We start from the raw sequence: 26,283 nt of genomic DNA on the forward strand, positions 1-26,283 counted from the left end.
ATTCAAATACAATTCAAATCATTCTGTCAATCTGCCCCAGTCGCTTTGTCTTGCAAGTTACCTTGCAGTTTTGTCGCTGCTTAACGGCCGCAGAGTGGCCGAGAGGTATCCGCTGAAAAATCTCGATAAACCTCTTCCTCGTCTGCTTAACGTCAACACGCCCTTATACAGGCTGCCACCGAGATGTGGTACTATGTCACGCAAGCTCCAGCGCTATAATTTACCATTTGAGAGATCTTCTAAAATATAGTTTCCACCAATCTTCTTTGCTTTATCCATTTCTCACCCCCTATTAATACTATACATATGCAAAGGAGCACAATTGTGCTCCTTTGCATTTACATTGTAATATAAAGAACGACTTTGGTCAACTCATCCTTGTTCTTTTTTTACTACAGCAGCGATTTCATGTACAATCCGCTCTAGCTCTGTCATACATGGACCTTCTGCCATTACACGAATTAATTGTTCCGTACCGGAAGGACGTACTAAAATGCGTCCATTTTCTCCTAACTGAGCATTGCCTTTCTCGATGGAGCGGCAAATCGCTTGATTTTCTTCCCAGCCGTCTTTGCTCGCTACAGAAACATTCACCAGTAATTGAGGATAACGAGTCATAACCGCTGCGAGTTCCGACATATCCTTGCCGCTCTTTTTCAAAGCTGCAATTAATTGAAGGGCTGTTAATACACCATCGCCTGTCGTACTATGTTCAGCAAAAATCACATGTCCCGACTGCTCTCCACCGAGCAGGAACGATTTTTCAAGCATCGCTTCTAGTACATAGCGGTCGCCTACCGCTGTTACTTCGACTTTACCGCCTGCCTTTTTAATGGCTTGGTATAAACCGATATTACTCATCACTGTGGCAACTAAGGTATTATCTTTTAGCTTATTTGCCTGTAGGCGATCTAATGCACAAATAACCATCATTTGATCTCCATCAACGATAGCACCTTTCTCATCTACCGCCAGACAGCGATCTGCATCACCATCATGGGCAATGCCAAAGTTAGCTTTATGGTGTACTACAGCTTCCTGCAGTCCTGCCATATGGGTAGAACCACAGTTTGCATTGATATTAATGCCTGTAGGTTCATTATTAATGGTAATGACCTCAGCGCCTAATCGCTCATATACGATCGGTCCTACTTCATAAGCGGCTCCATGAGCGCAGTCTACGACCATTTTTAATCCTTTGAAATCTACATCAACTGTACTTACCAAATAATCGATATACTCCTTTAGTAAATCATGGCGGTGCAGTATAGTGCCAACTCCATCCCCAACGGGACGCTCCATGTCTTCTTTATAGGAAGATACCAATTCTTCTAATTCATCTTCTACAGCATCAGGCAGTTTATAGCCAGACCCTGCAAAGAATTTAATCCCGTTATCAGGATATGGGTTATGAGATGCAGAAATAACAATCCCAGCTTGGGCATTGATTTTTCCAGCCAAATAGGCTACTGCCGGTGTAGGAACCACACCTAATAGCACTGCGTGCCCTCCTGCAGAGCAAATACCAGCTGCTAATGCAGCTTCAAGCATATGCCCTGAAACCCGTGTATCACGACCAATCACCATGACCGGGCTAGTATGATATTCTTTACCAAAATAGGTTGTTGCTGCCCATCCTAATTTAAACGCTAATTCTGGTGTTAACTGCGCATTGGCTACTCCACGTACGCCATCTGTTCCAAAAAGTCTCCCCATGTATCTTTCGTTCCTCCTTTTCTTAAACCTTGCTATTTTTTATTATCGAAATTGCAGAATTAAGGCCGTCAAGTGCGGCACTCATGATACCGCCAGCATAGCCGGCACCTTCTCCAATTGGATATAACCCTTTTATATTTAAAGACTGAAAATCACTGCCACGCAAGACTCGAACTGGAGCCGATGTTCTCGTTTCTACTCCAATCATAACCGCATCAGGACTGGCAAAGCCTTTAATTTTACGTTCAAATTCTGGCAATGCTTGTGCGAGAGTATTGGTCACAAACGCAGGCAAACATTGACGCAAGTCTGCTGCCAATACACCCGGTTTATAACTGGGCTTGGTTGCAAACGTAGTGCTGCCAGTTGTCCCCGCAAGAAAATCACCTACTGTCTGCAAGGGAGCATGATAATTAGATCCGCCGCAGACAAAAGCTAATTGCTCATATTTACGCTGAAAGTTGATACCCTCTAATACACCTCCACCAAAATCTTCCGGCGTTACATTAACAACTAAAGCACTGTTAGCCACTCCTGATGCCCTGTTGTACAGGCTCATACCATTGGTCACTACTCCTCCCGTTTCAGAGGCAGCAGCTACTACTAGGCCGCCTGGACACATGCAAAAAGAATAGGCCGTACGCCCAATATCTTTTGCATGATAAACGAGAGCATAATCGGCAGCCTTTAGCTGCGGGTGTCCCGCCGATATGCCATATTGCGATGTATCAATCACTTCTTGAGGATGTTCTATTCTCACTCCGATGGAAAAAGCTTTTGCCTCCATCGCAACTCCTTGCTTATGCAGCATCTCATAGGTATCCCGAGCGCTATGCCCAATAGCCAATAAAGCTGTACAGCAGGGTATGTAGGTAGTCCCATTGACAACTATACCTTTTAGTTTTCCTTCTTTTTCGTCAATCGCGGTAACCTTGGCTTCAAATTCGACTCGTCCTCCTAAAGCAATAATCTCTTGTCGAATCGATTTTACAACTTCCCGTAGTTTATCTGTACCAATATGGGGTTTATGTAAATAAGCGATTTCTTCTGGAGCTCCAGCTTTAATTAAAATATCCAGAACCTGACGCATGAGAGGATCATTGACTCGAGTGGTCAGCTTACCATCGGAAAAAGTTCCCGCTCCCCCTTCACCAAACTGCACATTGGAAATGGGATCAAACTGCCCTGTCTGCCAAAACCTACTTACATCCTTGGTTCGCTGCTCGATATTTCGTCCTCTTTCTAATAGAATCGGCTTATAACCATGCTGTGCCAAGATCAAGGCTGCCAGCATGCCAGCAGGTCCAAAACCAATTACAACTGGGGGGTGTTCTAATGTATTTTCTCCTTGCACAATTACTTCCGGCACATATTCTTTTGCTATAGATATATCCTTATCACCTTTTAAACGTGACAATACTTGACCTTCAGGTATTGCTAGCTTCACATCTAAGGTGTAAACAAAACTAATATTGTTTTTTCGACGAGCATCCAGTGCTCGACGTATAATGACCACCTCAAGCACAGCTTGGGGTGGTACTTTAAGCTTTTTTGCCGCCAATTTATTTAATGATGTCTCATTGTCTAGCAGCACCCGCATATTAATGATCCGTAACAACGATTTTCGCTCCTTCACCTTGCCATTTTTCTATTATTGCTGCTTAATTACAGCAATATTCACTTTTATCGTTTTTTTGCTATAGGTAACACCTTCGCGTGCCTGCAGTTTTCCTTCTACTTCTACATCTTTATCAATTCCATCCAAGCTAATCGGTTCGGTGTACACTGCATCAACTTTATCTATGACTTGCCGATCACCGCTAATCTCTATTTTGTTTGGGTTCGTAATAATTTGCTTTAGGGCAGTATCTTTTGCTAGCTGCCCTATGACATTAGGTTTAATATCAACCGTTTTTTTAGCAATCGTAGGAACTAAAAACAAAGAAACATACATACTATTCGGTTTCATTTGCAGACCTTCTCCTACGCCCTTGCCATTGTGATCTAATAACTTCAAGGGAACGGCTAAGGTGAAATCAGCACTTTTTCCTGCCACATCCACATAGGCTACTGCTTTAGCTGCTGTTTCTAACAAACCTTTTGGGCCCACCACAACGACAGTTTGGGAGCTGTAAGTAATTTTGTCTACAAGAATATCAGCAGGAGGTGCACCGCTTAATTTCACTTCCACAGGCACTTGCCGGCTGACAATGCTGTCTAAGTGAAAGGTAATCGGATCTGGACTGACTTCTACTACTTCAATGCTTGTAGGAATCGTAGTATGCACTTTTGCAGTATTAACGCCTTCTGATAAACCTTTTAAATCTACGTATGATTTTATATCCTGTTTCGCAAGTCCGGCAATCACTGTCCTTGGTCCACGCACTCTGATACGAATCGAGTCAGGGACATCTACTGCTACAACAGTACTGGAAAGATTCCGTACTTCCAGAGGAATCTCCATATTAATTTCTACAGGAGGATTTTGTTCATTCATTACGAAAATCCATAAAATAATTGCACAAATGAGTGCTATGATCTTCGCTGTCATGTTTTTCTTTGGAAGTCTATCCATTATGAATACTGCCTCCAATTCAAAAAGTTGCCGAAGGTATGATTTTTATTGCTGAACAGCGGGCGTATTTTTTCTTTTAATAACTCTGCATCCAGATCTCGCACCAATCTCCCACCCCGGGCTAAGGAAATAATTCCTGTTTCTTCACTCACGATCACCACTGCAGCATCTGACTGTTCCGTAATGCCAATCGCCGCTCTATGCCTTGTTCCCAATTCTTTATTGAGACTTCGATCTTCCGTTAGCGGCAGTAGGCAGCCTGCTGCCATAATTCGACTTCCCCTTAAGATGGCTGCCCCATCATGCATAGGGGTATTAGGAATAAAAATATTAATTAAGAACTCATTGGAAACCAGACCATCTACTTTGATCCCGGTTTCAATATAATCACTAAGACCAGTTTCCCTCTCTAGTACAATAAGAGCGCCAATTTTATTTTTCGCCAGTACAGCTACTGCTTTTCCTAGTTCATCTAATAGGTTTTCTTGTTCTTGCTCATCTAAAAATACACTTTTTTTAAATAAATTTCCTCGACCTAGTTGTTCTAATGCACGTCTAAGCTCTGGTTGAAAAACAATCGGCAAGGCTACCAAAACGACTGTCATGGTTTTGTTCAATAACCAGTTAATCACATTAAGTCCCAGCCATTTGCTGATAACCGTGGCAATCAAAAGTACAATGAGTCCTTTCAGTAAAGCCAAGGCTCTTGTGTCGCGGATCATGACATACAGCTTATACAAAACAAAAGCCACTATGATCATATCCAAAAGATCTAATAAGCTAATCGTAGAAATAATTCCTTGAATTTGTAGCAACATACGCCAAACTCCTCATCATAATCGTAAGAATAATAACAATAAATATTAATTTATTCTACCCAATATTAGAGAAAACCTTTAATATTTCCCCTTATAAATAAAAAAATAATACCTCTAGATGTCAGAGGTATTATTTTTGGCAATTTCTTCGTATTTTAATCTATAATTTTGTTACTTCATCAACCCAGCCTAACGTATCTTCTACTTTACCATATTGTATGCCTGTCACCGTATTAAACAGCTTTTTGGCAAAATCGCCTGTCTGATTTTGATTGATCGTAATTTTTTTACCTTTCCATGACAATTCTCCAACAGGAGAAATAACAGCTGCCGTTCCTGTGCCGAAAACCTCTTCCAGCTGTCCTTTCTCATGAGCTGCAAAAACTTCTTCCACGGAAATACGGCGTTCCGAAACTTTTATCCCCCACGATTTGGCTAACTCTAATACGGTTCTTCTTGTCATACCGCCTAAAATACTGCCTACTAAGTCAGGGGTAATTAATTCTCCATTGATCTTAAAGAAGATATTCATGGTACCGACTTCTTCAATGTACTTACGTTCCACAGCATCTAGCCATAAAACTTGAGCAAAGCCCTCTTTTTTCGCTTCTTCTTGTGCTCTTAGGCTCATAGCATAATTGGCAGGAGTTTTTGCTTCCCCTAAACCACCTAGCGTCGCACGTACATATTTATCTTCCACTTTAATGCTTACAGGATCGAATCCAGCAGCATAGTAAGCACCTACTGGTGATAACAAAATAAATAATTTATAGGTATCCGAAACCTTTACGCCTACATAGGGATCCGTAGCGATAATGAAAGGTCTGATATATAAAGCTGTACCGACTTTTGTTGGTACCCATGCTTTATCAACTTCAATGACCTTCTTTAATCCCTCGGTCACCACGTCTATATCAATATTCGGAATACACAGCGCATCTGCAGAACGATTAAAACGTGCCAAATAATCCTTTGTACGGAAAATAATAATTCGACCATCATCTGTACGAAAGGCTTTCATTCCTTCAAAGATAGCTTGCCCATAATGAAAAACCATTGCCGCCGGCAAAACAGAATATTCATTATAAGGAATAACGGCCGGATTATGCCAGCCATTTTGGGGATCATAATCCATTGTAAACATATGGTCGGTAAAATATTTACCAAACCCCAGCTGTTCCTCAGGTGGCATTACCCCAAGTGTATTGCTTTTTGTAAATGCGATCTCAGTCATAGTAGAGTGCCTCCTTATCATTTAAGAAAAAATGCTGGTAGTCCTTTTTACTCACAAAAACGCATAGGACTACCAGCATACTGCGCCTTTGCAGTTCCATGATTCTTCCTGTAAATCAAATAAGATACTTTACTATGTAAAGAAGAAAGACCTCACAGACATCAACTTCTTAATGCAACAGGCAGACCCTTAGTCATCGTAATGGATTTAAAGAAAATAACTATTTTCTTTGTCCAAAATCGATTTACAGGGTCTGCAAAATTGCTTTAATTTATGGTTATTATATATTGCCTTTTGTATACATGTCAAGTACACTTTGTTGCTTTATCAATATATCTTGTGCTACCGTAAATTGCTGTTTCACTCCAGTGGACGATGTTCCGCCATAAGAATTCCGAGCATCTACACAGGTTTCCACTTTTATAGCTTCCAGAATATCACTTTCAAACAGAGGGGAAAATTCTTTAAACTCCGCTAAGGATAAGTCCATCAGCCACTTATTGGCACTCAGGCAATAAGCCACGGACTTTCCTACGACTTCATGAGCCTGTCTAAATGGCAAACCTTTTTTCACCAAATAATCAGCCATGTCCGTAGCATTGGAAAAATCATTGCTCACGGCTGCTCTCATGACCTTTTGATTGACTTTCATCGCTCTTAGCATTGAGGCATATACACTTAAGCTAAATTTTAATGTATCAATGGTATCAAACATACCTTCTTTGTCTTCCTGCAAATCTTTATTATAGGCTAATGGCAGACCTTTCGCAGTGGTTAATAAGGCCATTAAATGACCAAAAACCCGCCCGGTTTTCCCACGGACCAATTCTGCCACATCGGGGTTCTTCTTCTGCGGCATAATGCTAGAGCCAGTACAATGACTATCATCTAATTCAATAAAGGAAAACTCTGTTGAAGACCATAAAATAATCTCTTCACTGATTCGACTAAGGTGCATCATGAGAATGGAGGCAAAAGATAAGAACTCTAAAATATAGTCTCGGTCACTCACGGCATCCATACTATTTTCATATACTTGACTAAACTTAAGCTGCTGTGCCACAAAGTGTCTGTCTATGGGAAAAGTCGTACCAGCCAACGCTCCTGCTCCTAATGGCAAAATGTCTGTTCCTTCCCAAACGCCTTTTAGCCGTCTAAAGTCACGAGTTAACATAGAGAAATACGCCATCATATGATGAGAGAAAAGAATCGGTTGTGCTCTTTGCAGATGGGTATAGCCAGGCATAACCACATCTTGGTATTTTTGTGCTATTTCCACAATCGCCTGCTGCAAATCCTGCAGCAAGGTACCAATCGCTCCAATTTCATGTTTTAAATACATATGAGTATCTAAAGCAACTTGATCATTGCGGCTGCGGGCTGTATGAAGTTTTCCTCCCACTGCTCCAATACGGTCTGTTAAGCGCTTCTCTATATTCATATGTATGTCTTCCAAGGATATTTCAAAACTAAAATTTCCAGCTTCAATATCCGCTAATATAGTTTTAAGACCTTCAATAATCGTATCTGCTTCTTCGTTAGCAATAATGCCGCACTTTGCCAGCATGGTCGCATGAGCAATACTGCCGGCAATGTCTTCAGCGTACATACGCTGATCAAAAGAAATGGAGGAGGTAAATTCCTCCACCATTACATCTGTATTTTTGGCAAATCTACCGCCCCACAATTTACTCATTTCTTGTCCGCCTCTTTCAACATTAACGCTCTTACTTTTAATGGTAAGCCGAAAAGATTAATAAAGCCTTCTGCATCTTTTTGGTTATATACTTCATCACGACCAAAGGTTACAAATCCTTCATGGTACAGAGAATAAGGAGATGTTGCTCCGGCACTGATAATATTGCCTTTATATAATTTCAGGCGAACCGTACCTGTCACGGTCAGCTGTGTGGAATCAACAAATGCATCTAAGGCTTCTTTTAGTGGAGAAAACCACATGCCGTCATATACCAATTCTGCATAACGAATAGCTACTTGCTCTTTGTAATGCATAGTTGCCCGATCCAGTGTTAAATATTCTAATTCCCGGTGAGCATAGTATAAAATGGATCCGCCTGGATTTTCGTATACACCGCGAGATTTCATTCCAACTAAACGATTTTCCAGGATATCCGTAATACCGATACCATGCTCGGCACCAAGGATATTGAGCTTTTCTAATAAGGCAACGGCATCCAATTTCTCACCATCAACAGCTACCGGAATTCCTTTTTCAAAGCAAATGTCTACATACGCTGCTTTGTCTGGTGCACTTTCTGGCGTTCTCGTCACCATGTACACATCGTCCATCGGTGCATTCGCTGGATTTTCTAAGTCTGCACCTTCATGGCTTAAATGCCAGATATTGCGATCCATACTGTAAGGACGGCTTTTGGCAACAGGAATCGGAATGTTGTGTTTTTCTGCATAATCAAAGGCATCTTCACGGGAACGAATATCCCATAGTCTCCAAGGAGCTATAATTTTTAAATGCGGTGCCAATGCTTTTACGGTAAGCTCAAAGCGTACCTGGTCGTTACCTTTACCGGTAGCACCATGAGCAATAGCATCAGCTCCCTCTTTTTCGGCAATGGCTACTAGGGCTTTTGCGATAATTGGTCTTGCAAAAGAAGTACCTAACAGGTATTTTCCTTCATATACTGCGCCTGCCTTCAAAGTTGGCCACACATAGCTTTCTACGAATTCTTTCTTTAAATCTTCGATATATACCTTACTAGCTCCAGACTTAAGTGCTTTATCGTGTACAGGTGCTAATTCATCCCCTTGACCAACATCTGCACACATAGCAATTACTTCGCAGTTATAGTTTTCTTTCAGCCACGGAATGATAACAGAAGTATCCAATCCTCCGGAATACGCCAATACTACTTTTTTAATTTCACTCATCTTTGTAATCCCCCTTATGTAACATTTTCTATTTTCCCATTAATAATACCATAATTGCTTTTTGTACATGCAAACGATTTTCAGCCTGATCAAAAACAACGGATTGTTTACTTTCCAGAACGTCTTCCGTAATTTCTTCTCCTCTATGAGCTGGCAGGCAGTGTAAAACGATGGCATCTTTTTTTGCAACATTCATTACCTCTTGATTGATCTGATAATTAACAAAAACTTCTCGTCTGTCTTCCTGTTCGATCTCCTTGCCCATACTAGCCCATACATCAGTATACAGCACATCTGCATCTTTAGCAGCTTCAAGAGGATCTTCACACAGCACAATCTTACTGCCAGTCGCAGCTGCAACGGTTAAGGCCTCGGCTACAATGGCAGCATCCGGTTCATAGCCTTTTGGTGTAGCAATGGAAATATCCATCCCCACTTTTGCACAAGCCTGCAATAAGGAATTTACCATATTGTTGCCATCACCAATATAAACCATCTTTAAACCTTGCAATGTTCCTTTATGCTCTAAGACCGTAAATATATCTGTCAAGGCTTGGCAAGGATGCATCAGATCTGTGAGAGCATTAATGACTGGTATCGTAGCAAACTGAGCCAGTTCGATCACTTCATCATGGGAAAAAGTACGAATCATGATACCATCTACATACCGCGACAATACGCGGGCAGTATCTTTGACAGGTTCCCCTCGGCCAATTTGCATGTCATTAGCATTTAAAAATAACGCTGCACCGCCTAGCTGCCACATACCTACTTCAAACGAGACTCTGGTACGGGTCGATGCTTTTTGAAAGATCATCCCCAGCGTTTTTCCTTTTAGCAAATGATGCTGCTCACCGTTTTTCAACTGTGTTTTTAATGTTTTAGCCAAGTTCATTATGTCATTGATCTCTTTTGCTGACAAATCATGAATAGATAATAAATCTTTCACCTCTATACCCACAACAATAACCCCCATACATAGCTATATCATCCTTGCAATATAACTTTTTCTTTTTATTCTTATAATTCCGCCAGTACTGCATCCAGCACTGCCAGCACCTCATCCACATGAGCTCGTTCAATGTTAAGCGGTGGAACAAATCGTAATACATCACCTGCGGTGCAGTTGATAATCACACCTTTTGTTAAGCAAGTATTTACAATATCTCTGCCAGGAAGAGTTAACTGCGCCCCGAGCATCAGACCTTTCCCACGGACCTGGGTAATCAGTTTAGGATACTTCGCTTGTAAAACCAGTAAGCCTTTTTCAAAATAGTTTCCTAATTCTTTCGCATTTGCCAGTAATCCCTCTTCCTCAATCGCCAATAAGACAGCATTGGCAGCTGCACAAGCCAGTGGATTGCCGCCAAAGGTGGAACCATGGTCACCGCTGGTAAAAACAGAAGCTACTTTATCACTGGCAATAAATGCACCAATAGGCACGCCGCCGCCTAAGCCTTTTGCTAATGTAACAATATCAGGGACAATTCCGTATTGCTCATAAGCAAACATCGTACCAGTACGTCCCATACCTGTTTGGATCTCATCAAGTATAAGCAGTATTTCCTTTTCATCACACAGCTGACGTACTTGCTTCAAATACGTTTCATCCGGCATGTTGATGCCGCCCTCTCCTTGAATGGGTTCAAGAAGAATCGCACAAGTTTTTTCCGTTATAGCCCCTTTAAGGGCTTCTATATCATTAAAAGGCACATAGCTAAAGCCGCCAGGTAACGGTTCATACCCTTTCTGATATTTAGGCTGGGCAGTAGCAGTAAGAGTTGCTAAGGTCCGTCCATGAAAACAATGCTGAGCACTAATAATCTCGATTTTATTTGGATTTATTTTTTTTGCATACTTACGCGCGAGTTTAATGGCACCTTCATTGGCTTCGGCACCGCTGTTCGCCATAAATACTTTCCCCATACCACTGACTTTTGCTAAACTTTCCACCAATTTTGCCTGCACTTCTGTGTAGTACAAATTGGAGCAATGAATCAGTTTCCCAGCCTGCTGGCTAATGGCTGCCACTAAAGCAGGATGCCCATGCCCCAGCACATTTACTGCGATACCAGCTAAGAAATCTAAATATTTCTTACCATCATTATCATACACATATGGACCTTCTCCGTGTGACAATACGATACCATAACGAGCAAATACCGGCATGTAATTGTCATCAACGGTTTGAATAATCTCTTGTGTTTTCATATCGTTACGCCATCCTTCATATCAAACTTTTTATTTTACAACCTGTGTACCGATACCTTGGGAAGTGAATATTTCAAGTAATATGGAATGAGGCTGTCTTCCGTCAATAATATGTGTTTTCCCAGTGCCACCCTGCAGTGCTTTGATGCATGTTTCAACCTTAGGAATCATGCCGCCGCCAATACGTCCTTGAGCAATCATTTGCTGGGCTTCTTCAAGTGACAAAGAAGAAATAAATGAGCTTTTATCTTGATAATCACGATAAATCCCTTCTACATCCGTTAACATTAATAGTTTCTCGGCCCCTAGGGCACCTGCAACTTCACCCGCCACGTAATCGGCATTAATGTTGTAGCTTTCACCGTTTTTCCCTACTCCAATCGGTGCAATGACTGGAATATAGTCACTGTCAATAAGGGTATTCAGGATGTTCGTGTTGATTGATTCTACTTCACCGACAAACCCAATGTCTACCATACTGACTCTGCCATTTTCATGTACTTCAGCAAAATGTTTTTTTGCGAGTATCAAATTCGCATCTTTCCCGCTTAAACCGACTGCTTTAGATCCGTGTTGATTTAACAAATTTACAATTTCCGTATTAATTTTACCGACAAGTACCATTTCTGCAATGGATACGGTTTCTTCATCCGTTACTCTAAGACCACTAATAAACTCTGTTTTTTTACCGAATTTATTTAAGACACTCGTAATCTCTGGACCGCCGCCATGAACAACAATGGGTCGCATTCCTACATATTTTAATAACGTAATATCTTGAATTACACTATTCTTTAATTCATTATTAATCATGGCATTACCGCCATATTTAATTACCACTGTTTTTCCATAGAAGTCCTGTATATATGGCAAGGTTTCAATTAATACCGCAGCAGTTTCCAAGGAATTTTTCACATTTCTACCTCCTTATGTATGGTATTCTCCGTTAATTTTTACATATTCATACGAAAAATCACAAGTCCACATCGTAGCTTCAGCTTGACCTAATCCTAAGTCAACAACGACTCTAATATCATGCTCAGCCATAATCTTTTTTAATTCAAATTCGTCAATGGGAGCGCCCAGACCTTGTTTCACAATGGTCAAATTACCAATGGACAAGGATATCTTAGTAGGATCTGCCGCTGCTTCTGAATAACCTACTGCACATAAAATGCGTCCCCAATTGGCATCTTCTCCAAAGAATGCCGTCTTAACCAAAGGTGATTTCGCAATCGCCATGGCAGTCTTTTTTGCATCGGCAAAACTGGCAGCCCCTCTTACATTCAGTTCCAAGAACTTAGTTGCACCTTCACCATCAACGACAATTTGTTTTGCTAAAAAAATACATACTTCTGTTAGTATTTTTTTAAAGGTAGTATATTCTTTATCCTGAGTCTCGATTTGTTTATTGCCAGCCAAGCCATTTGCAAGTACAGTTGCCATATCATTTGTACTAGTATCTCCATCTACAGAGATCATATTAAAGGATACATTCACAGCATCCGTCAATGCTTGTTTTAGCAGTTCTGGAGCAATAGCAGCATCCGTTGTAATAAAAGACAGCATTGTAGCCATATTCGGATGAATCATTCCTGATCCCTTAGCAATACCAGCAATGCGCACAGGCACACCGCCTAACTCAAATTCATAAGCACAATGCTTTTGAAATGTATCCGTAGTCATAATAGCCAAGGTAGAATAATCTTGTTCATCTGGACCTAATTGAGCCACTGCATTTTTAATGCCGGCTGTTACTTTGTCCATTGGCAGTGTCACTCCAATAATTCCTGTAGATGCCACTAGAACATCTTCCTTTGGAATACTCAGAAGATCGGCTGTAAGTTGAGCCATCTCATTGGCATCAGAAAGTCCTTGTTCACCCGTGCAGGCATTAGCACATCCCGAATTGACAACAATTGCAGAAGCAATACCACTTTCAAATGCTAAACGAGATACAGCTACAGGAGCTGCTGCCATAGTATTAGTCGTACATACGCCTGCCACGCTGGCAGGTACTGTACTATAAATGACTGCGACATCATGTTTACCGCTCTTTTTTATCCCTGCCTGTACTCCAGCAGCCTTAAATCCTTTCGGTGCTGTAATACCGCCTTTAATTTCTGTATACATGTTTATGAGACCTCCTTATATTTCCAGTTTAAATCAAGGGTACAATGCAACTTGCTTTAAGCCGCTGCCTTCGTCAAAGCCAAACATCACATTCAAATTTTGTACAGCCTGGCCCGCTGCACCTTTGACTAGATTATCAATCGCCGATACTACAATCACTCGGTTGGTGCGAGAATCAATGTGCCAGCCTAAGTCACAAAAGTTAGACCCTCTCGTATTCTTCACAGCAGGATAACCGCCTCTTCCTAAGAGCCTAACAAAGAATTCTTGACCATACATTTCATAAAACGCCTGATCGACGTCTTCTGGTTTTATTCCTTCTTGTAAAGTAGCATAGCAGGTACTTAAGATTCCTCGTGACATCGGAATCAAGTGAGGTGTGAAACTGATTAGAGACTCCTGACCCGAAATCTCCGCTAATGCTTGTTCAATCTCAGGTGTATGGCGATGCCCTCCGACATTATAAGCTTTTAGATTCTCAGACATCTCTGCCATATGAACATTTAGACTGAGTCCGCGTCCTGCACCAGAAACACCTGATTTAGCATCTACCACAATATTTTTAGTATCAATTAAGTGAGCTTTTGCTAAAGGAGCCAGGGCTAAAATACTAGCCGTAGTATAACATCCTGCATTACCTACGATACTAGCCGCTTTGATTTGCTGACGATATAATTCTGTCAGTCCGTATACTGCTCCGGAATTACGGTGTGTATGCTCTACTTTATACCAGGCTTCATATATGGATTCATTACGAAAACGATAATCAGCCCCTAAATCGATCACTTTTATACCTTGCTCTGCCAATGGTCTGCCAATTGCCATAGCATGACCATGAGGCAAACCAATAAATACCGCCTGGCTATCAGCAAATTGATTCAGATCGTTCATACTCGTTAATTTTTTATCATAAAAACCTGCCAGATGAGGAAATAGGTCTGCAATACTCGTACCCGTATGACTTTCTGAGGTAATTGCAGCAACCTCTACTTCTGGATGATTGCTTAAAATACGTAATAATTCTGCTCCAGCATACCCTGTTGCGCCAATAACACTTACTTTCATTACCGTCCCCCCTTATAATGTTATAATTATACATTACTCATGCATAATGATGCAATATTTTTTTTACAATACTGGCTCTTATTTTTCAATTGCTTCACAATGATCTTGTCCACTTTATTATTCTCAATCATTATAAAATAATGATTGGATTCTACCTTTTTTCATCGCAAGCTTTCATGATCTCACAGAACTTTTCGATAAGCTCAGGATCAAATTGTGTTCCAGCACAACGTTTTAGTTCTTTCATTGCCTTTTCATGAGACATCGCTTTCCGATAAGGGCGATCATTGGTCATCGCATCATAGGCATCGGCAATTGCAAGTATACGGCATTCAATGGGAATATCTTCACCTGCAATTCCTAATGGATAGCCAGTGCCATCCCACCATTCCTGATGCTTTAAAATCCAATCGGCAATCGAAGTAAGATCCGGTGCGGATAAAGCAATCCGCTGACCAATTTCACAATGCCTTCGCATTTCCATTGCTTCCGCAGGAGTAAGCGGCTCTTCCTTCATTAAGATTTTCTCTGCTATACCGACCTTCCCAATATCATGAAATTGAGCTAAAAGGCGCATATCACTTATTTTTCTTTCTGATAGACCAACTGACTTAGCAAGATTTGACACCATATCCTGCAGACGGTCTCCATGACCATCGATAATAAAATCCCGAGCTGCCAGCAGATTGACAACTTTTTGCACAATTGCGCTCCGTGCCTTTTGTCCGCGGTGCAGCTTTTCACGATACATGTTATTATCGGCTTCTTTAAACAGCTCTCTCATCGTCATCGAAGGTCCGCTGCTGATAGCAAATCCGATCGATAGACTTACAGGTACATCCTGATTTGATTCATTATTCAGCCGGATTCCATTTTTTAATCGTTCACAAGCTTCTTCCATATGCTCTCTTGTAATATTCTCCATGATTACAACAAATTCATCACCACCGACTCTTGATACAACATCACTGTCGCGAAAACTATTCTTAAAGATATTGGCAGCATTAATAAGCATTTGGTCGCCGCTTTCATGCCCTAATGTATCATTGACTAATTTTAAGCCGTCCAAATCACATACCATTAAGCCGACAGACCCACTGCGGCGTATGTCTAAGCGACGTATTTCTTCTTCAAAATAGGATCTGGCATATAGTCCGGTAAGTGAATCATGGAAGGTCACATAACGCAAGCGCTCTTCCGTTTTCTTGCGTTCTGATATATCATGAGCAATAATAAAAAAGAATTGTTTGGTTCGCAAACCAATAAGAGTCATGCGAACTTCAACATCCCTAATTTCTCCATTGGCTAGGCGATGTTTGAACTCCCACTGTCCGCTTTTTTCCTGAAATGCTTTTGCAAGTACATCTCTAATTTCATCTATGGAAAGAAGATTTAGATGGGTGATCTTCATTTGTTTAAACTTTTCTAGTGAATATCCATAGAATTTTTGAGCTGCTTCATTAGCATCTAGAATATCATATGTCTCCGGATCGACAAGATACATAATGACTTCTTGTTTGGTAAACATTTGCCTAAATTGCTCTTCGCTTTCAATCAAGCTTTCTTCACTGCAATGCAGGGATGTCTGGACTTCTCGAGAATAAATTAAAAACCATACTAAGGCAGCTGAGCAAATTGCTAGAAACCCTCCAATCAGCCAAATCCAGATAAAGGCTGGGCTATGTCTTTCCCAGCCTTTAGTCGGCACAGCAGCTAACTGCCAAAGTCCATTGGCAACTTTCACATTTACAATCACGGGGTTATCTAAGAAGACTCCTTCTTCTCCCCAAAATACTCCCCCTTCTTTACCAAGCCCATCACGACCACGTATAGCAAACTTCAGCATAGATGACTGATCATATAGTCCGGCTTCTGCAAACAACCGATCTTGAGACAAGGCTAGGCTAACCTGTCCCCAATAAACCGCTTCTGTTTTGCCTTGGGGAGTCCAATAAATGGGAGTACGACTAATAAGTCCTACTCCACCTTCGATCAGTTGAATGGGACCTGCAATGATCATACTTCTACTCTCTATCACCTGCTGCAACGTTTTATTTTGATCTGGCAGTAAAGACAAATCGATGCCGATCATCTTTTCGTTACCATCCAATGGATAGATATGAGTAATTTTATTGTTCTGAATTAAGCTAAAATTATTTATTCCAGAAAGTTGAGGCATAAATTCTGCACCAAACCGATTCACCTCTTCTTGGGTAATCTTGTGCTGTGGATCCATCTCAAGGTGAGTCAATATAAAAGCAATGAGTCCCTTTTCAAGAAACAGCCTTGAATGCAATCCACCTTCTAATCTAGCCTGGCTAGCTCTCAACTGACCTAACACTTCTGCCCGGACCTTTTCTTGATATTGCTGTTGTTCACTCTTTGTAAAAACATACACGCCAAAAAGAATGGTAGCCATAGTTAGGAAAGCTAAAAAAGAAGCTTTTAGTTTCATCTTCGCCTCCACAACAATTTATAGTCTCTGCTGTCATTTAAAACAAAATAATAAGTCACGACGTTTGATAAAATGAATTAGCTCCGCGTATAAGCTCTATTTTCGACAATTTTCCCCAAAACCCTGCGTTCATCTCAAGCAAAAAAAGTTGTATTATTCTTAATTAAAAGTAAGGAACCACTCCTACGCAGAGTAGTTCCTAATCTGAAATTTATCATATGTAACATACAATAAATTAAAGTATCCATGTTTCATACTTTATATCAACTACTAGCCATTATTATACAATATCTTCCTAAGCAATGACAAATATAAGTATATAAATCCATTCAACAACAAACGTCGATAACCTTAGCTCCTGTAATTTCACATAATCGATCTGGACTCACGGGCAAGGCAGAATTATCAGTCCCTGCAGCTGCATAGACTATATCAAAATCCCATAAACTTTTATCGAGAAACAATGGTATCTCACTGATTAGCCCTATCGGCGATACTCCTCCTGGTAAAAAACCGGTTGCCTCTTCTACTTTCTGCGCATCTGCAAAACGAATTTTTTTAACTTCTAATTCTGTGGCTAATTTCTTTGTGTTGATCTTTTTATCGCCACAGGTTACTACCAATACAGGTTGTCCATCTGCAAGAAACACCAAGGTTTTAGCAATTTGTGCAGGTGTGACTCCTAAGGCCTGAGCAGCTAAATCCGCTGTATGGGTACTTGTTTCAAATAAAATGATTTGTAAATCAGGATAGCGACTTACAAATTCTCTAACACGTTCTAATGACATCGCTTTTTCTCCCCTTTATAAGCAATAACACAAAGAAGCATCGAAATATATTTTAAAATGCTGCATTTCTGCTTTATATTGTATCATATACCTTTATTTTCATTATAGCAAATACTCTATAATCTAAAAGATTATAGAGTATTTATCCGACCTTTATATAGTTGATAAATTTATCTTCAAGGTTTTGCACTTGGTGTCTCTTTTGGCTTGTGTTGAAGAGTGATTAAAGATACACCATAGCCAATCCCCAAAGGCGCTTCGTAGGATAGTGTTTCACCAGCCGCATTCAATCCACCTACTACTCCCATTATAAAAAAGATCGAACGCAAGCTGCACTCTTTCGCAGCAGCTACTACTTCTCTGTCCATCTGTAATAGTGCTTTTATATTTAACTTTTCAACTGCTTCCATGACCTTGAGATCAAACTCTCGCCCCTTGGCATTTAATTCACCATCTACTGATCCGCAATGAGACAGGTTTCCAGATGCAACCACTGCAACTCGTTTATCAACAGAACCAATCGCTGCTTGCACCGCTTTACCAAAGGTATATACTTCTTCATAGGATAACATCCCTACTGAGATATGTACTAATTGCCCCTTAAAACCAGCTTTTGTCAAGTAATACAACGGTACGAGTGCTCCACGGTCTAACTCTAAACGGATTCCTTTATTTTTAGCTTCATCATCCGTCAACTCCACGATATTCACACCTAAACGATCAGCTTTTTTTAAGATGTGCCGAACCAGTAAACCATCTGTTTCAAATCCTAGAACAAGATCAGGGGCACCAAAAGCGGCAAAGCTCCCCTTCAGTCTAGGATGAACACTGATACTTACAGCATCTTCAAAGGAAGGACCATGAGGCGTAATTAAAATAATGGTTTGAGGGTTGCATTCCTTAATTTTTTTTGCAGCTTCTACAGCAGCCGCAACAGTATTTTTTATTTTATCCAGCTCACTATTCCCCACCTCAGGAATCATACTAGAAGGATGAGGCATTAGAGCACAAATTTCTAGATTTTTCATATAACTGCTCCCTTTCGTCTTTAGAAAATACTAATGATTTGAATCTACCATAATTTTTAAACCTCCAAAAAACCTTCCTAACACTACTCTTCTTTATCTTTCCGCATTTTTATAGAAATGATACGCCAATGCTTTTGCAATATTCTCCACCATTTTTTGTTGATATTGAGCATCTGCCAATAAAGAGGCTTCTTCCTTATTGGTTAAATATCCTGCTTCAACTAACACACCTGGTATATTGATTTCATTCAATAACAAAATATGCAAATCCTCTTTTATCTGGCGTTTATTTCCTGGAGGAAAGTCTTTTAGTACGTACTGCAATTTTGTTGCCAAAGCCTTACTCATTTCAAATTTAGGATTATAAAATACTTGTGCCCCCGACAAACTACCTCCTCGATAGGCATTACAATGAATGCTTACATACAGTTCAGCACCTGAATGATTAATAATCTTAGCACGCTCTAATAAATCATTGCGTTTACCGCCCTTACCTTTTGTGTAATAATCTATATCCGTTTCTCTTGTCAACACAACCTTTGCTCCATGCTCCTGCAAAAGGTTCGCTAATTTTGTCGAAATAATTAGGGTTATTTCTTTTTCATCTACGTTATTCGCATTTGCACCACTATCAATACCACCATGCCCAGGATCAATTGCAATCGTATGCCCAGCCAATACTGACATGTCCACATTTTCAAAATCATCACCTATTATATACTGCATTGCTAAAAAGTGAAGTACAACCATGGTAACGCTTAACATAATGACTCTCTTCACACTGGCTTTTCGAACTGTAATGAGTCTCATATACACGAACAACTCCCTACTATCAAAACTCCTCTTTCCGATGAATAAGCCGCTCTAAGACTCTCCAAATTTACTAGTGAGAATTAAGAGCGGCTAACTCCCAGGATAAGTGTGACTAAGATTGGTAACGAAGTTGGCACTCTATCACCAATTAAGTCTTCTTTCTATCCTTATGCTTCGTATTTTAGAATTATACAAGGAAAAGCGCATATAGCCAAACACCATATAGTAAGGTAAAATAACACTAACGAGATAGAAGGAGGCTACCAATGAGGTTTCGTAGATTGATATTGCTCTCGATACTATTATTTGCTTTATCCTTTGGATGGGCTGGCGGCACCGATTACATAACAGGACTTCTTCCTGCGATTCCATCATCCCAAAAAATAACGACTCATTTTGCAAGTTCATGGGAGCGCACCTACCGTATGATTGCCCTAAAAAGTGCTGTCAATGAAAAACTTAATAAGTCAAATTATATCACCATACAATATATCCCTCTGGCTATGCAGCAAAGTATTATTGCAGTTGAAGACAACCGATTTTACCGCCATTATGGCTTTGATATTGAAGGCATCCTGCGCGCTATGCTAGTCAATATGCAATCAGGCGGCTTCTCTGAAGGAGGCAGTACGATTACGCAGCAGCTGATTAAGAACTTATTTCTTACCCAAGAAAAAACCTATGGACGCAAGGCTGAAGAATTTTTTCTCGCCATGAATATGGAATTGCGGTATTCAAAGGAAGAAATCTTAGAAATGTATCTAAATACGATTTACTTTGGATCTGGTGCTTATGGTATCGGAGATGCTGCAAAAATCTACTTTGACAAAGCGCCTGTTAATCTAACCTTAGCCGAATGTTCTTTATTAGCAGGTCTTCCCACTGCTCCTTCCCTGAATTCACCATACGTAGATTTTAATGCGGCAAAGCAAAGACAAGCCATCGTGCTGTCTGCAATGGCACGCCAAGGATATATCGGTACCCAAACAGCAGAAGAAGCAAGGCTTACTCCGATTAAACTTGCGAAATAATTGATGCTTTTTACATTACTCTCTGCAATCAGCAAAATAAGAAACTAAACAATATTAACTATGCTTTTAAATTTATACTTTCAAAAAAAAGAGGCCAATGGCCTCTTTTTTAATTGAAATAATTTTTGATCGGTTTCCACTCTGGATTGCTTGTATCCATATTGTCATGTACTGTCGTGCGGGAAGCGCGCTCAATAACAAATTCTCTAATATATGTATCTTCATTAATATTCTCAATATCTTTAATCAGACGCCCTTCATCTTGGACGTTGAAGGCAAGCAAAGTATAATATTTACCACCTGACAACTCTCTAATAAGTATGCCCATACCTACAGGAGACTCCCCTTCTTGGAAGTTTCGGCTTATTGAGCTGTGCGTTGCAAAGAAATTAGCTTTTGGTGCCTTTGTCAAAGCGTATACTTCTGGAAAGTATAATTTAAACTCTTTAATTGTAATTGGCATATCTGGGGTAAACCGTTGCGCAGCCACTACTGCATCAGACTTATTGTTTGCATACATAACTTCCATCTGTACGCCTATTCCATGGCGACTAAAGGAATACCGATAGGAAGCAGCTTTTGCCTTTTTAAAACCTTTTTCTTCCCAATCAGCTCTTGTCCACAACTGATTATCAGAATCAATCACTAATCGATAATCTCCATATTGTTGCTGAATCGAAACCTTGTTGTCATCCAAGCTGGCAAAAGCTACGCTTGAAAGCATCAACAACATTGAAAAAACTAGCATTGTTATGATTTTTTTCATAAACGAACCCCTCTCACTCTTATATCATTACTCTTTATTATTATACCTTTCCTATCAAAGTTCCTGCTCAATCACAGAAAAACACCTCATACTCCCTTTTTCTTTTATTGTCAGTGTCTGACCAACATATAATGTATTTCCAGGAGTTTTTCCTTTTTTAATTGTGATCTTTTGGATAGAAAAATATCCGATACAAAAGATCATAAAGATTTTACTATCATCAACAGAAAAAAACTGCCTCACTTTTGCAAAAGCAAGGCAGCTTTTTAATATTACGATCCAATGCTGTCTTTAAACGCGATCCGAATGAGTTAGCCAATAGATACACAAAGCAGCTACTACAATGATAATGCAACCTACTTCAAGCGCATCAGGCACATCCAGCCACATTTTCTTCCCTCCATTATTTTTCGATACTCTTTTCATATACATACTTTGTTTAGCATTTTTTTATAACATAATCTTCAAATAGAAAAGACAGAAACTAGGCCGGGGGTCAATCATTTTAAAAGGTATCGTTAGCACTCTCTTTTTAAAGAAGTGCCGTATAAAGTAAGCAAGTTTATTGCATGCTAATTGAAAAGGAGTATTATTATGCTTTCTGCCAGTAGTGACTCTAAATATATAAAATGTGATTCTTGCGGCCAAGCTAGAGAATGTTATGTGCAATTTGAACACAATAATGAACAGGCATTATGTGTCTACTGTTTATCTGCTATATATTGCTATTTATAAATGAAAAACGAACCGCGTTCTGATAAGCGGTTCGTTTTTCATTTTTACTTAATTGGTATTATGGTATCACTCCATAAAGGTTATAATGACTCGGTACAAAATAATCTCTCTTGCATATATTAGAGTGTTAATGCAAAAGGATTAGGAGGGAAAAAGCAATGAATTGTAATATCGTCCATTGTGGTATTGCCTCAGGAATTCCAAATCTTGAAGAGTTAGAAAAGAAGGCTTGTAAAACGATTGAATTTCCTAGGCTAGCTACAACAACTGGTAATTCAATTGCATTGTTCACAATGCTAGTCTTAAAAGAAATTCTTAAGCAGCAAGCTATGAATCCAATTGATAATTTGACTAATATTCTTGCAATTTCCAGTAGTATCGCTGATTTAAACAGCAGTATAAAGATCATTCAATAGAAAAATAGTATCTACTAATTCAGGTACTACACCTCCTGAAAAGCGCTGAGTATCTTTTTCGATACAGTCTTGCTTTCTGGAGGAGTTTTTTTTGTAAACAGGATATTAAAACTTAAATCCCGCACCAATATAAGCAGCCGATTGGCTGCCTGCCAATTGATAAGCCCCAACCCTTCCAAAATTGCTAGTGTAACCGATACCCGGCTCTATCCTGCCTTGCGTGAACATTGCACCTACTGTAATTACATTTTGCCTAGTGAGATCAATGGTAGGGATCTCAGCTTTAATTACGATTGTGCTATTTTGTCTTAAATCGATCATATTCTTTTCAAATACAAATTTTTCGTCTTCTGTTTTATCAAACTTACCGATTCTGCCATTTATCATATACATAAAATTTTGTTTGCCAAGATCAAATTTACCGTCTAACTTTACAGGGTTTGCGCCCGGCGTATCTTTATCAGCTGGTACTACTAATACCTCCTTCACTTCTCCAGGTAAATAAACTGTTTCTCCTGGAATATATTGAAACTTAGAATCTGTAATTGTCTTTATCGTTTCCCTAATGCCAGGAGGTTTACTTCTTTCTATTGCCAAGGCTTGTCTATCGCTTTCTCCCAAGATATAACCTAGCGTTAATCCAGTAACGTTGCCAGTAAGCAATGAAACAACGGCAACAATTATAAGAATCGTAAGGGGATATTTAGATTCTTTCAAAGCTATTTCTTCTTTCTCGTTCATGCTATCTCCCTCCCTGGTCCTCATGTAAAACTGTCTTTCCTCTTATTATATGATTGCAATCACCGTTAGCTACCTCAAGGATAAACCGATTGCATAAGGATTACATAGCAAAAGGTACCAATATTTTTTAGACTACATACACTATAATATGGAGTTTACGAAATGTTACTTTATTACATGGAGGTGATCGTATGATTATTGATTTCGATGATCGAAAATTCAAAAGTGAAGTTAAAAGTATTGCCAAAAAATATGGGGCAAAGTCTAGCGATGCAGAAATGGTTGCATCAATGGCTTTATCGATTGTAATTAAATCCAGCAAACCTGTAAAGCAATAAATTTATTTTCAGCAAGCAAAATATATTTGCTTGCTGTTTTTTTATACCCCTTAGTTATAAAAATCACCATCTACCAGTTAAGGCAGATGGTGATTTTTTTCTTGAATGGCAAGAATGCAAGTCTAAGGAGGTATAAATCTTAGGCTTAAATTTGAAATCTACTAACAGCTTCACGAAGATCCATTGCTAATTGGGCTAACGCTTGACTGGATGAAGCAATTTCTTCCATAGATGCCGATTGTTCTTCCGTTGCAGCTGATACAGTCTGCGCCTCTCCAGCTGCCTTCTTACTTAGTTCATCAATTTGCTTCACCGACTCGACAATTTGATGACTCCCAATAGCCATTTGCTCAATGGCTGCAGATATTTCTCTTGTTTGATCTGATACGTTGCTTACCATAGCTGCGATTTCCCGAAATGCTTTACCAGACTCATTGACTACTTCTGCTCCCAACTTGACCTCTCGTGTACCATTATCCATAGCTACTACCGCTTCGTCAGTTTCACTCTGAATTTCACCAATCAATGTGGCGATTTGCTTGGCTGCATCTTGTGATTGTTCTGCAAGCTTACGTACTTCTTCTGCAACCACGGCAAAACCACGTCCTTGTTCTCCTGCCCGAGCAGCTTCAATAGCAGCATTTAAAGCTAATAAGTTTGTCTGGCCAGCAATGCCAGATATGGTATCTACAATCTGTCCAATCTCCTTAGACCGTTCTCCCAATTTGACTACTACCTGAGCTGAAGCAGTAACAGTACGTTCAATAGAAGACATCTGGTTTACTGCTTTATCTACGGACTTATTACCTTCTTTTGCTTTGTCAGCTGCCTGAGTTGTTTGTCCAGCTACTTCATTGGCATTGGTAGCAACCTGCTGAATACTGGCGGATATTTGCTGTACAACCGCAGATGTATTATTGGCTGCATGTACCTGTTCTTCAGCACCATTAGCAACATCGGTAATGGACACAGCAACTTGGTTTGCCGCCAGCGCTGACTGATCTGCACTCGCTGTCAGCTCTTCAGAAGATGCTGCCAATTGCTCAGACGACTCACTAACACGTTTCATCAAATTGCGCAGGGAATTTCGCATATCTGCCAAGGCATTCGCCACTTGACCAATTTCATCTTTCCTAAGCAAATTCTGATTCTTGTCACGAAAATCACCAGCTGCTAATTCTTTGCAAAATAGTACCATTGCATTTAAGGGAGTTGTTATAATTTTAGTTATATACCATCCACTCAATCCTAATACCATAAAGGACACAAAAATAATCCCAAATACAATATGTGTTGCTCTTTCAAATGCCTCCTTATTGTCAGCATTGTTTTTCTGTGACATTTCAACACAATATTTAGAGAGATCAATGAGCCTATCTTGAGCATCTGTTGCTAATGGTTCCACACTAGCAACATATAATGCATAGGCTTCAGCATTTCTGTTTTGCATTGACAACTCCATAACCTTATTTCTGCCTTCGCGATATTTTTGCATAGATGTCTTAATTCCGGACACTTTTTCCTTAGCTTTAGCATCTAAATTAACTTTTTCAATTTCTGCAAAGTTATTATTAAATCCGTCTACTCGACCTTCTATCGTCTTTTTTAACTCTTGATTTTTTTTGTCGTCCGTGGTGATCATCAACTCTATTACTGCTCCATTGACCTTGTTAATATGAGCACGATTTTCATTAATAAGCCCTATTGGTATTAACTGGTTCGCATACATAGCATTCATATCTGCATTAGATTGTTGAAGATAATAATATCCTGTGTACCCAACTGCCCCCATAAATAGCAATGCAATAATGACTAATATACTTAATTTAAAGCTTACTTTGATGTTATTAAAAAAGTTCATTTTACTATCTCCCTTATCATGTTATAAACGCTTAGTATCTAGCCAACTACTCAATTGGGGAATTCCGTTTTGAAAACCTAACGATTTATACCACTCACTTGGCCTTTATGACACATCTCTTCATTCATCAAGGAAGAAAACGATAACCACAAGCAACGTATGTAATCTTTATCATTTCTAATGCGCTTTAATATATGATCCCATCCATTCTGGCATTCCAATGTCAGTAATCCATAAATGTATGACGACACTATATATGCGAGAGACTTTATTTAGTAAAAACAACAAAGCAATTATCAAATAACAAAATATTCTGAATATATTTTCGTCTTCAAATTCTCAATAACAGGACAAATTAACCAGTGGCATTACCCGTCCACGTAATGTAAATATACTATCAACATGAGAGTAAGAATTAGACATTTACTCTCTTACCTTAGCATATACTCCCATAATTCACTTTACCAACTATAAAATCTACAATTTAAAATTTGTTTGTATTCGCCTCTAATAAAATTCCTTTTTTCTTATTCATCACTTCATTCTTAAACCACCTCCATTTTTATTTGTTTGCTTGCTTGCATCATTTTGTGACTTCTCTTTGAAAGAAATAACCATGCTCCATGAATTGGATTCCTAAGTATTAAATTAA

Annotated in this window: 22 protein-coding genes; 3 read left to right on the forward strand and 19 right to left on the reverse strand. The window is 39.6% G+C overall.

The genetic code is table 11. The features are described from left to right. Window positions 1–372 precede the first annotated feature (372 nt). The 16 genes from glmM to BMZ99_RS14805 all read right to left on the reverse strand — a co-directional run bounded on the left by glmM (window position 373) and on the right by BMZ99_RS14805 (window position 19,740). Complete coding sequence (gene glmM, locus BMZ99_RS14730; protein ID WP_090938759.1) at window positions 373–1,716, reverse strand: phosphoglucosamine mutase; 1,344 nt, start codon at window positions 1,714–1,716, stop codon at window positions 373–375. 22 nt (window positions 1,717–1,738) lie between these two features. After that, window positions 1,739–3,334: an NAD(P)/FAD-dependent oxidoreductase gene (locus BMZ99_RS14735; RefSeq protein WP_090938762.1), complete on the reverse strand. Its 1,596-nt coding sequence runs from the start codon at window positions 3,332–3,334 to the stop codon at window positions 1,739–1,741. A 33-nt stretch (window positions 3,335–3,367) separates the two neighbouring features. Then, the gene (locus BMZ99_RS14740; protein WP_090938765.1) at window positions 3,368–4,291 is read right to left on the reverse strand and encodes a CdaR family protein; all 924 of its coding nucleotides are present in this window, start codon (window positions 4,289–4,291) and stop codon (window positions 3,368–3,370) included. Beyond that, window positions 4,291–5,109 (reverse strand): diadenylate cyclase CdaA, encoded by an 819-nt coding sequence (gene cdaA / locus BMZ99_RS14745; RefSeq protein WP_090938768.1) that lies wholly within the window; start codon window positions 5,107–5,109, stop codon window positions 4,291–4,293. The genes BMZ99_RS14740 and cdaA overlap by 1 nt, the downstream gene beginning before the upstream one ends. A gap of 160 nt (window positions 5,110–5,269) precedes the next feature. Beyond that, a complete protein-coding gene (locus tag BMZ99_RS14750) occupies window positions 5,270–6,343 on the reverse strand; it encodes a branched-chain amino acid aminotransferase (protein ID WP_090938770.1) in 1,074 nt (357 codons plus the stop codon). A gap of 280 nt (window positions 6,344–6,623) precedes the next feature. Then, complete coding sequence (argH, locus tag BMZ99_RS14755) at window positions 6,624–8,039, reverse strand: argininosuccinate lyase (protein ID WP_090938772.1); 1,416 nt, start codon at window positions 8,037–8,039, stop codon at window positions 6,624–6,626. After that, on the reverse strand, window positions 8,036–9,250 hold the full coding sequence (locus tag BMZ99_RS14760; protein ID WP_090938775.1) for an argininosuccinate synthase: 1,215 nt from the start codon (window positions 9,248–9,250) through the stop codon (window positions 8,036–8,038). Before BMZ99_RS14760 ends, argH begins: the two co-directional genes overlap by 4 nt. Window positions 9,251–9,278: 28 nt before the next feature. Then, window positions 9,279–10,226: an ornithine carbamoyltransferase gene (gene argF, locus BMZ99_RS14765; protein ID WP_175490567.1), complete on the reverse strand. Its 948-nt coding sequence runs from the start codon at window positions 10,224–10,226 to the stop codon at window positions 9,279–9,281. Window positions 10,227–10,270: 44 nt separating this feature from the next. Then, complete coding sequence (locus BMZ99_RS14770; protein ID WP_090938778.1) at window positions 10,271–11,461, reverse strand: acetylornithine transaminase; 1,191 nt, start codon at window positions 11,459–11,461, stop codon at window positions 10,271–10,273. 30 nt (window positions 11,462–11,491) lie between these two features. Then, window positions 11,492–12,376, reverse strand: coding sequence for an acetylglutamate kinase (gene argB, locus BMZ99_RS14775; protein WP_090938782.1), 885 nt, complete (start codon window positions 12,374–12,376; stop codon window positions 11,492–11,494). Window positions 12,377–12,388: 12 nt separating this feature from the next. Next, on the reverse strand, window positions 12,389–13,594 hold the full coding sequence (gene argJ / locus BMZ99_RS14780; RefSeq protein WP_090938785.1) for a bifunctional glutamate N-acetyltransferase/amino-acid acetyltransferase ArgJ: 1,206 nt from the start codon (window positions 13,592–13,594) through the stop codon (window positions 12,389–12,391). Between the two features lie 33 nt (window positions 13,595–13,627). Next, complete coding sequence (argC, locus tag BMZ99_RS14785) at window positions 13,628–14,659, reverse strand: N-acetyl-gamma-glutamyl-phosphate reductase (RefSeq protein WP_090938788.1); 1,032 nt, start codon at window positions 14,657–14,659, stop codon at window positions 13,628–13,630. 151 nt (window positions 14,660–14,810) lie between these two features. Next, window positions 14,811–17,114 carry an HD domain-containing phosphohydrolase gene (locus BMZ99_RS14790; RefSeq protein WP_090938791.1) on the reverse strand — a complete coding sequence of 768 codons (2,304 nt, stop codon included), beginning with the start codon at window positions 17,112–17,114 and terminating at the stop codon, window positions 14,811–14,813. Window positions 17,115–17,443: 329 nt separating this feature from the next. Continuing rightward, window positions 17,444–17,902: a YbaK/EbsC family protein gene (locus BMZ99_RS14795; RefSeq protein WP_090938794.1), complete on the reverse strand. Its 459-nt coding sequence runs from the start codon at window positions 17,900–17,902 to the stop codon at window positions 17,444–17,446. 176 nt (window positions 17,903–18,078) lie between these two features. After that, window positions 18,079–18,930 carry an AmmeMemoRadiSam system protein B gene (amrB, locus tag BMZ99_RS14800; RefSeq protein WP_090938797.1) on the reverse strand — a complete coding sequence of 284 codons (852 nt, stop codon included), beginning with the start codon at window positions 18,928–18,930 and terminating at the stop codon, window positions 18,079–18,081. 93 nt (window positions 18,931–19,023) lie between these two features. Beyond that, window positions 19,024–19,740, reverse strand: a complete 717-nt coding sequence (locus BMZ99_RS14805; RefSeq protein WP_245754992.1) for an N-acetylmuramoyl-L-alanine amidase family protein — start codon at window positions 19,738–19,740, stop codon at window positions 19,024–19,026. A 269-nt stretch (window positions 19,741–20,009) separates the two neighbouring features. Here BMZ99_RS14805 and BMZ99_RS14810 point away from each other — a divergent pair, with 269 nt between their 5' ends. Beyond that, on the forward strand, window positions 20,010–20,774 hold the full coding sequence (locus BMZ99_RS14810) for a transglycosylase domain-containing protein (RefSeq protein WP_090938802.1): 765 nt from the start codon (window positions 20,010–20,012) through the stop codon (window positions 20,772–20,774). A 109-nt stretch (window positions 20,775–20,883) separates the two neighbouring features. Here BMZ99_RS14810 and BMZ99_RS14815 read toward each other — a convergent pair whose 3' ends face one another. Beyond that, on the reverse strand, window positions 20,884–21,540 hold the full coding sequence (locus tag BMZ99_RS14815) for a hypothetical protein (RefSeq protein WP_090938805.1): 657 nt from the start codon (window positions 21,538–21,540) through the stop codon (window positions 20,884–20,886). 893 nt (window positions 21,541–22,433) lie between these two features. Here BMZ99_RS14815 and BMZ99_RS14820 point away from each other — a divergent pair. Next, window positions 22,434–22,691: a hypothetical protein gene (locus BMZ99_RS14820; protein WP_090938808.1), complete on the forward strand. Its 258-nt coding sequence runs from the start codon at window positions 22,434–22,436 to the stop codon at window positions 22,689–22,691. A gap of 105 nt (window positions 22,692–22,796) precedes the next feature. Here BMZ99_RS14820 and BMZ99_RS14825 read toward each other — a convergent pair whose 3' ends face one another. Further along, the gene (locus BMZ99_RS14825; RefSeq protein WP_090938811.1) at window positions 22,797–23,432 is read right to left on the reverse strand and encodes a hypothetical protein; all 636 of its coding nucleotides are present in this window, start codon (window positions 23,430–23,432) and stop codon (window positions 22,797–22,799) included. 191 nt (window positions 23,433–23,623) lie between these two features. Between BMZ99_RS14825 and BMZ99_RS26375 the strand changes: the two genes are divergently transcribed. Next, the gene (locus BMZ99_RS26375; RefSeq protein ID WP_175490568.1) at window positions 23,624–23,770 is read left to right on the forward strand and encodes a hypothetical protein; all 147 of its coding nucleotides are present in this window, start codon (window positions 23,624–23,626) and stop codon (window positions 23,768–23,770) included. Window positions 23,771–23,915: 145 nt separating this feature from the next. Here the strand turns inward: BMZ99_RS26375 and BMZ99_RS14830 are convergent, their stop codons facing one another. Beyond that, window positions 23,916–25,631: a methyl-accepting chemotaxis protein gene (locus tag BMZ99_RS14830; protein WP_090938814.1), complete on the reverse strand. Its 1,716-nt coding sequence runs from the start codon at window positions 25,629–25,631 to the stop codon at window positions 23,916–23,918. Window positions 25,632–26,283: the final 652 nt, after the last annotated feature.

Source organism: Pelosinus propionicus DSM 13327 (assembly GCF_900114615.1).
Lineage (GTDB): Bacteria > Bacillota > Negativicutes > DSM-13327 > DSM-13327 > Pelosinus > Pelosinus propionicus.

Bases quoted from the DNA above. Each gene is read 5' to 3' on its own strand.
- BMZ99_RS14825 (WP_090938811.1), bottom strand. From the start codon at position 23,432: ATGAACGAGAAAGAAGAAATAGCTTTGAAAGAATCTAAATATCCCCTT.
- BMZ99_RS14790 (WP_090938791.1), bottom strand. From the start codon at position 17,114: ATGAAACTAAAAGCTTCTTTTTTAGCTTTCCTAACTATGGCTACCATT.
- BMZ99_RS14795 (WP_090938794.1), bottom strand. From the start codon at position 17,902: ATGTCATTAGAACGTGTTAGAGAATTTGTAAGTCGCTATCCTGATTTA.
- argH (WP_090938772.1), bottom strand. From the start codon at position 8,039: ATGAGTAAATTGTGGGGCGGTAGATTTGCCAAAAATACAGATGTAATG.
- BMZ99_RS14770 (WP_090938778.1), bottom strand. From the start codon at position 11,461: ATGAAAACACAAGAGATTATTCAAACCGTTGATGACAATTACATGCCG.
- BMZ99_RS14760 (WP_090938775.1), bottom strand. From the start codon at position 9,250: ATGAGTGAAATTAAAAAAGTAGTATTGGCGTATTCCGGAGGATTGGAT.
- glmM (WP_090938759.1), bottom strand. From the start codon at position 1,716: ATGGGGAGACTTTTTGGAACAGATGGCGTACGTGGAGTAGCCAATGCG.
- BMZ99_RS26375 (WP_175490568.1), top strand. From the start codon at position 23,624: ATGATTATTGATTTCGATGATCGAAAATTCAAAAGTGAAGTTAAAAGT.
- argF (WP_175490567.1), bottom strand. From the start codon at position 10,226: ATGGGGGTTATTGTTGTGGGTATAGAGGTGAAAGATTTATTATCTATT.
- argJ (WP_090938785.1), bottom strand. From the start codon at position 13,594: ATGTATACAGAAATTAAAGGCGGTATTACAGCACCGAAAGGATTTAAG.
- amrB (WP_090938797.1), bottom strand. From the start codon at position 18,930: ATGAAAAATCTAGAAATTTGTGCTCTAATGCCTCATCCTTCTAGTATG.
- BMZ99_RS14805 (WP_245754992.1), bottom strand. From the start codon at position 19,740: ATGAGACTCATTACAGTTCGAAAAGCCAGTGTGAAGAGAGTCATTATG.
- cdaA (WP_090938768.1), bottom strand. From the start codon at position 5,109: ATGTTGCTACAAATTCAAGGAATTATTTCTACGATTAGCTTATTAGAT.
- BMZ99_RS14750 (WP_090938770.1), bottom strand. From the start codon at position 6,343: ATGACTGAGATCGCATTTACAAAAAGCAATACACTTGGGGTAATGCCA.
- argC (WP_090938788.1), bottom strand. From the start codon at position 14,659: ATGAAAGTAAGTGTTATTGGCGCAACAGGGTATGCTGGAGCAGAATTA.
- BMZ99_RS14740 (WP_090938765.1), bottom strand. From the start codon at position 4,291: ATGGATAGACTTCCAAAGAAAAACATGACAGCGAAGATCATAGCACTC.
- BMZ99_RS14815 (WP_090938805.1), bottom strand. From the start codon at position 21,540: ATGAAAAAAATCATAACAATGCTAGTTTTTTCAATGTTGTTGATGCTT.
- BMZ99_RS14810 (WP_090938802.1), top strand. From the start codon at position 20,010: ATGAGGTTTCGTAGATTGATATTGCTCTCGATACTATTATTTGCTTTA.
- BMZ99_RS14820 (WP_090938808.1), top strand. From the start codon at position 22,434: ATGAATTGTAATATCGTCCATTGTGGTATTGCCTCAGGAATTCCAAAT.
- BMZ99_RS14830 (WP_090938814.1), bottom strand. From the start codon at position 25,631: ATGAACTTTTTTAATAACATCAAAGTAAGCTTTAAATTAAGTATATTA.